The sequence below is a fragment of the Bradyrhizobium sp. YR681 genome, assembly GCF_000282615.1.
Taxonomy (GTDB): domain Bacteria; phylum Pseudomonadota; class Alphaproteobacteria; order Rhizobiales; family Xanthobacteraceae; genus Bradyrhizobium.
The window spans coordinates 44,659-50,700 of record NZ_AKIY01000242.1; the positions used below are offsets into that span (position 1 = coordinate 44,659).

8 protein-coding genes are annotated in these 6,042 nt (G+C 65.2%); 1 reads left to right on the plus strand and 7 read right to left on the minus strand.

What is annotated here, in order from left to right:
- Positions 1 to 15 precede the first annotated feature (15 nt).
- The 6 genes from PMI42_RS26105 to PMI42_RS26130 all read right to left on the minus strand — a co-directional run bounded on the left by PMI42_RS26105 (position 16) and on the right by PMI42_RS26130 (position 4,809).
- The gene (locus PMI42_RS26105; protein ID WP_008139648.1) at positions 16 to 948 is read right to left on the minus strand and encodes a lipid A biosynthesis lauroyl acyltransferase; all 933 of its coding nucleotides are present in this window, start codon (positions 946 to 948) and stop codon (positions 16 to 18) included.
- An 8-nt stretch (positions 949 to 956) separates the two neighbouring features.
- Complete coding sequence (locus PMI42_RS26110) at positions 957 to 2,234, minus strand: beta-ketoacyl-ACP synthase (RefSeq protein ID WP_008139649.1); 1,278 nt, start codon at positions 2,232 to 2,234, stop codon at positions 957 to 959.
- A 51-nt stretch (positions 2,235 to 2,285) separates the two neighbouring features.
- Entirely contained in the window at positions 2,286 to 3,491 is a 1,206-nt protein-coding gene (locus PMI42_RS26115) for a beta-ketoacyl-ACP synthase (protein WP_008139650.1), read from the minus strand.
- Complete coding sequence (locus PMI42_RS26120; protein WP_008139651.1) at positions 3,488 to 3,958, minus strand: 3-hydroxyacyl-ACP dehydratase FabZ family protein; 471 nt, start codon at positions 3,956 to 3,958, stop codon at positions 3,488 to 3,490. The genes PMI42_RS26115 and PMI42_RS26120 overlap by 4 nt, the downstream gene beginning before the upstream one ends.
- Before the next feature lie 10 nt (positions 3,959 to 3,968).
- Positions 3,969 to 4,256 carry an acyl carrier protein gene (locus tag PMI42_RS26125; protein WP_007592476.1) on the minus strand — a complete coding sequence of 96 codons (288 nt, stop codon included), beginning with the start codon at positions 4,254 to 4,256 and terminating at the stop codon, positions 3,969 to 3,971.
- Positions 4,257 to 4,467: 211 nt separating this feature from the next.
- Positions 4,468 to 4,809, minus strand: coding sequence for a hypothetical protein (locus tag PMI42_RS26130; RefSeq protein WP_008139652.1), 342 nt, complete (start codon positions 4,807 to 4,809; stop codon positions 4,468 to 4,470).
- A 323-nt stretch (positions 4,810 to 5,132) separates the two neighbouring features.
- Here PMI42_RS26130 and PMI42_RS26135 point away from each other — a divergent pair, with 323 nt between their 5' ends.
- Positions 5,133 to 5,759, plus strand: coding sequence for a ParB-like protein (locus tag PMI42_RS26135; protein ID WP_008139653.1), 627 nt, complete (start codon positions 5,133 to 5,135; stop codon positions 5,757 to 5,759).
- A 15-nt stretch (positions 5,760 to 5,774) separates the two neighbouring features.
- Here the strand turns inward: PMI42_RS26135 and PMI42_RS40125 are convergent, their stop codons facing one another.
- Positions 5,775 to 5,930, minus strand: coding sequence for a hypothetical protein (locus PMI42_RS40125; RefSeq protein ID WP_008139654.1), 156 nt, complete (start codon positions 5,928 to 5,930; stop codon positions 5,775 to 5,777).
- Positions 5,931 to 6,042: the final 112 nt, after the last annotated feature.

Consider the following 6,042-nt stretch of genomic DNA (forward strand, 5'->3'; position numbering starts at 1 on the left):
ATGAGCGAGGTTGGCCTACCGCCACCTGCGATGCAGCCAAAGCCACTGCTCGGGATGCTCGCGCACCCAGCTTTCCACCACATTCGTGATCGCCTGCGTCGTGCCCTGGATGTCGATCTTGCCGTCGGCATCGCGCACCGGCTGGACCTCTTCGGTCAGCTCCGCAGCGAAGCGGCCGCCGGGCAGGCGGATGACGCGGACGCCGTGGATCGGGCATTCGACCTGGCGGAGCAGGCGGGCCAGCATCGGATTGGCGCGGGTCTTGCGACCGAAGAAGGTGACCTCGACGCCGCCGGTGAGATACTGGTCGACCAGCATGGCGACGTGCTTGCCGTCCTTGAGCGCTTGCGCGAGCCGCAGCGGCGCGTCGCGGCCCGCCGGGATCAGCGTGCCCATGTTGACCTGGCGCATCTCCTGGATGATGCGGTCGGCAGAGGCGATGTTCGGCCGGCGATAGAGGATCGCCGCATCCAGCCCATGCGCGACGGCGGCGAGTGCGGGCAATTCCCAATTGGCCAGATGGGCTGCGAAGATCAGCGCGGGCTTGCCGTCGTCGCGGATGCGGTCGAACCGTTCGATGCTGGCTTGAGGCAATTCGATCCGGCTGGTCTCCGGATGCTCGCGGTCGTAATCCCAGACGTGGTCCATATGGGCGAATTCGGCGCCGACGCGGCCGAGATTGTCCCACACGCCCATCAGGATGTTTTCGATTTCTTCCGGCGACTTCTCGGGAAACGCCGCGGTGAGGTTGGCGTGGCCGATGCGGTGCTCGCGCAGGCGCGGGCCGATCAGCTTCACGGCACGCGAGAAGAAGTCGGAGGTCTTGACCGGATCGAAATAGCGCGTGGTGCGCAGCATGCCGACGGTGGCCGCGCCGATCAGGCTTCCGCCGATCGACTTGGCTGCATTCCGCGCGCGAATCTTCGTGCTGATAGGAATCAGCGCCATGCGTCCGGTCAGGCCGGTTCGCGGGTCAGGATCAGCGAGGCGTTCTGGCCGCCGAAGCCGAACGAGTTCGACATCACCGCGGTGACGCGGGCATCGCGCGCCTTGTTGCCGACCACGTCGAACAGGATGGTGGGATCCGGGGTCTCGTAATTGATCGTCGGCGGAATGCGCTGATGCTCCAGCGTCAGCAGCGAGAAGATCGCCTCGACCGCGCCCGCGGCCGAGATGGTGTGTCCGACCATCGACTTGTTGGAGGTGACCGGGATCTTCTGCGCGAGATCGCCGAACACGGCCGACGTCGTGTTGAACTCCATCTTGTCGTTCTCGGGCGTCGCGGTGCCGTGCGCGTTGATGTGGTCGATCTGGTCCGGCGTCATGCCGGCGTCGGCCAGCGTCTTGTTCATGCAGCCGATGATCGGCTTGCCGTCGGGCGAGGAGCGGGTGCGATGGAAGGAATCGGTGAGCTCGCCGCAGCCGGCGATCACGCCGAGGATCTTTGCGCCGCGCGCGGTCGCCGCCTCGTAGCTTTCGAGCACGAGGGCGCCGGCGCCTTCGGCCATGACAAAACCGTCGCGGTTCTTGGAGAAGGGGCGGGAGGCAGCCTGCGGCGGATCGTTCTGGGTCGACAGCGCCGAGAGCAGCGAGAAGCGCACCAGCGCTTCCGGGTTCACGGTGCCGTCGGTCGCGACGCACAGCGCAGCATCGGTCTCGCCGCGGCGGATCGCCTCGACGCCGAGCTGGATCGAGGTCGCGCCCGAGGCGCAGGCGGTCGACAGCGAGATCGGCGAGCCCTTGGTGCCAAAGGTCTCGGCGAGGTAGGCGGCCACCGAGCCGAACATGAAGCGGTGATGATAGGCGCTGTACTTGCCGCCACCGGAGATGCGCAAGAGATCGTCATAGGTGAAGTCCTGCGCACCGACGGCGCGGCCGAGCTCGCGGCGCTGCGGCCACTCGACTTCGACCGGTGCGACCGCGAGGAAGAGGGGGCCCGGGAAATCGGCCTTGGCGCCGATGCCGGCCTGCTCCAGCGCTTCCTGCGTGACGAGCTCAGCCATGCGCTCGGACAGGCCGGTGGAGGAGAACGGATCGACGCTGACGAAATCGACCGTGCCGGCCATCGTGGTCTTGAGGCCGTCGATCGGAAAACGCGTGATGGTGCGGATGCCGGATTCGCCCGCGACCAGCTTTGACCAATTGTCGGCCTTGCCGGCACCGAGCGAGGTCATGATGCCCATGCCGGTGACGACGACGACGGGGCGCCCGAGTTTGTCGCGTGGTGCAGTCATGTCGTTTCCCCGATCAAGCTAGAGCATCATCCGGCCAAGGCGCGCCGCGCTTCAGCCGACCGCCTCGACCAGCGCCATGCCTTCGCCGCGCCAGTGTCCGGCCCCCACCACCACGATCTGGGTAGGCGCCCCCTGCATTTCAATCTCGGTCCCCGTGGAATCGTTCGGCGGGAACAGCGCGCCGCGCGAGATCGACAGGGCGGCGAGCGCAAGCCCGAGCGGGAATTGCGTTTCCATGGTGTGGCCGAACATGGTGCCGGTCGAGCGTACCGGGAATTCGGCGTGGCCTTTCAGGAAGCCGCGCTCCTCGGAGGTCGCGGGCTCCGCGCCGGTCGCGCCCGTGATGATGGCGCCCTTGCCCTCGCGCCTGGGCAGCTGGGCCCAGAGCTTCTCCAGCGTCGCGGCCATGTCGCCCGGTTGCTTGCGGCGGGCGAGGTCGGCAACGACGCTCGACAGCTTTGCGAACGGCTTGGCGCCGCGTGATTCCGCGTGGGCCTTCGATTCCAGCACCAGGAACGCACCGGCAGATCCCAGCGCGAAGCCGGCGTGATCCTTGCGCGCCCAGACGGGGGCGAACTTGTCCTTCAAATTGAAGTCGCCGAATTCGTAGAGGACCATCAGGTCCTTGCGTTCGCCATTATGCGAGCCGCCGATCAGCGCAATGTCGCTCTCGCCCGAGGCGATGCGCGACAGTGCGATGCGAGCCGCATCAGCGCCGGCAACCTCTTCGCCCATGAAGGTGCGCGAGGTGCCGCCGATGCCGTGGACGATGGCGATGTTGCCGGCGAGGAGATTGGAGAGCTGGGCCAGGAACAGCGTCGGCCTGAGATCGCTCATCAGGCGTTCGTTGAGGAAGCCCGGCGCGTTGGCGCCCTTGGCTTCGGCCGTGAGCACGCCGGTGTCGACGTTGAGGTCGCGTTCGCCGCCGCCGGCGGCCACGACCATGTCGATCTTCGACAGGATGTCCTTGTTGCCCTTGATCCCGGCGGAATCGAGCGCAAGCCCCGCGGCATAGGTGCCGATGCGCTGCCAGGCTTCCATCTGGCGCTGGTCGCCCTTCTTCGGGATCTGGCTGTCGAAGGAGACGGGCATCAGCGGATGCACGATGTAGGGCGCAAAGCCCTTCTCATCGACATTGATGCGCTTCTCCTGAAGCGCGGCCCAGCTGGCGTCGAGGCCCTCGCCGAGCGAGGTGGCCAGACCAATGCCGGTAATCCAGACTTCCGTCTGGCCGGACTTCGAAACGGTGTCGGTCATGGCGATACGACCTGTTGCGGAAAGCTGACGCGCTCGGCGACCTTCGTCATGTACCCGCGCATATCCGCATTGGGGAAGGGGATCAGCGTGAAGGTGAGTGCCGAGTTCGCGCGCAGCTTGCCGCCGACCCTGATCTTGGCTTCGGTCATGGCATAGCCCGAGCCCTCATAGGTGAGGCTTGCCTCGATGCTCATGAGGTCGCCGGGGAACACCGAGCCGCGCACCTTGCCCTCTTTGACGGCGGCGAGGATCGGCATGCGCTCGAACTTCAGGACGCCAAGCAGGAGAAAGCCCGAGGCCTGCGCCATCGATTCGATCAGGAGCACGCCGGGCATCAGGGGATAGCCCGGGAAGTGTCCCTCGAAGATGGTGCTCTCCTTCGGGACCAGGGCTTCGACGACGATCGTCTTCTCGTCGACCTTGAGGTCGACGATGCGATCAATCATGTGGAAGTATTCGAGTTGCATGACCGCCCGATCAGGCGCTCGCGCCCTTGGCGGCAACCAGCTCGTCGATGCGCGCGCACAGATTCTTCAGCACGAAATACTGTTCGGTGGTCGCCTTGCCGTCGTTGACCTCCTGGGTCCACTTTTCCAGCGGCAGCTTGATGCCGAACTGCTTGTCGATGGCAAAGGCGATATCGAGGAAATCGAGGCTGTCGATGCCGAGGTCATCGATGGCGTGGCTATCCGGCGTGATCGTGTCGCGCGGGATGTCGCAGGTTTCAGCGATGATCGTAGCGACCTGATCGAATGTGGAGGACATCACTAAGCCTTTGATATATTGCGGGTATTTGTCAGGTTTTCCAGAGTGGAACGGTGGGTGGGCATCGCGCCCCGATGACGCCCTCAAACCCCCCTCTGGCCGGGTCGAGAGCCCGTATAACGGAGCGCCGCCCTGAGTTCAATGGAGCCGGGCGGGTCAAAGGACAGGGCTGGGGATGCCCGCCTGAACCCATTCGGGCGGCCGGCCGGCCCTAGATCTGCGGCGTCACGATCTTCACGCAGTCCCGGCGGCCCATCAGCACGCAATCCTGCGTCCGCCTGAGGTCGGCGATGCTGACCGCGAGCCAGATTCCGACCGCGGTCAGTGCGATGGTGAAGGCGAGCGCGGCGATATTGGCGAGCATGCGGTGGCGGAAATCGTCCGGCTCGGCGCGGGGCTGCTCGTAGCGTGAGAGGTCGAGCGGCTCGGGCGCGGCACGCAATGGCTGCACGGTGCCGCTGCCCCGGTGGATCGCCGGAGAGGGTGAGGTGCGCGGCCTGAACTGGAGCACCCGGTGCTCGTCATCCGAGCTTATGGGCCGCTGGGTTTTCATGGGGCGAGGATCACTCCGAAGCAGCAATTTTTAAATAGCATACGTCGTGAAAGCGTTGCAGGAAATCTTCTCAACGCGCACGTGCATTGCGCTTTCGCACTATCTTTCATGGGGTGCGAACGATGTCGGCTGCAGCCGTCATTCCCGTATCAGGAATAGGCGGGGGTGCGTTGCAGCACGGCCGTGCAGCGCATGATGCGTTCACACGACCATCGGCCTTGTGATCCCGGCGCCGCGCCGAGCGCATTTTACCGCCGTCGGGCCCGTGGCATAATCCCGGGAACCCGGATCACACCTGCAGCCACCCGAGGGGCCTTTTGAGCATGACCACCAACGCGCGCGAGCCGAGAGTGCATCCGGTGCCGATCCTGTCGCTGCGGCCGACGCAGATGACGGTCGGCATGCGCGAGGTCAAGGAGAAGCGCAAGCGCTGGCGCGAGCACGGCAAGAAGAAGCAGTCGGAGCTGCTCGGTAGTCACATGATCCCTGTCGTGTCTGGACCGGACCAGCGCTATTACGTGATCGACCATCATCATCTCGGCCGCGCGCTGCACGACGAGGGCGTCAAGGAGGTGCTGGTGACCGTGGTCGGCGACCTCAGGATGGTCGAGCGCGAGGCCTTCTGGGGCGTGATGGACAACAAGCGCTGGGTCTACCCCTACGATTCCAAGGGGGAGCGGCGTCCGTTCCGCGACCTGCCGAAATCGGTGGCCGATCTCAAGGACGATCCGTTCCGCAGCCTTGCCGGCGAGCTCCGCCGCATGGGAGGCTTTGCCAAGGACACCACGCCGTTCTCTGAATTCCTCTGGGCCGACTTTCTGCGCCGGAAACTGACGCGCAAGGCGGTGGATGCCAATTTCGACAAGGCGCTCGAGAAGGCTCTGGCTGCGGCCAAGAGCAAGGATGCGGTCTATCTGCCCGGCTGGTGCGGTCCGGCGGACGACGATTAGGCGCAACCGTTCACGTCAGTCGCGCTGGAAGATCCTGGCGCCGGGATAGACGCGCCGGGCGTAAGTCACGACCAGCGCGCGCTCCTGGGTCGCCAGGAAGGGCGTTCGGATCTGGCTCGATCCGATGATGAGGTGCCATAGGCCATTGAGCTTCTGAATGACGACGTTCATGTGAGTGATCCTCGACGACTTTGCACTCCTGCAAATGTTGCTTGTTGCGGCAGTCCTGCGATTCAGGATCGTGAGCGCGTGGGGAAAATTCCCGGTACGGCTCCCCCCCGCC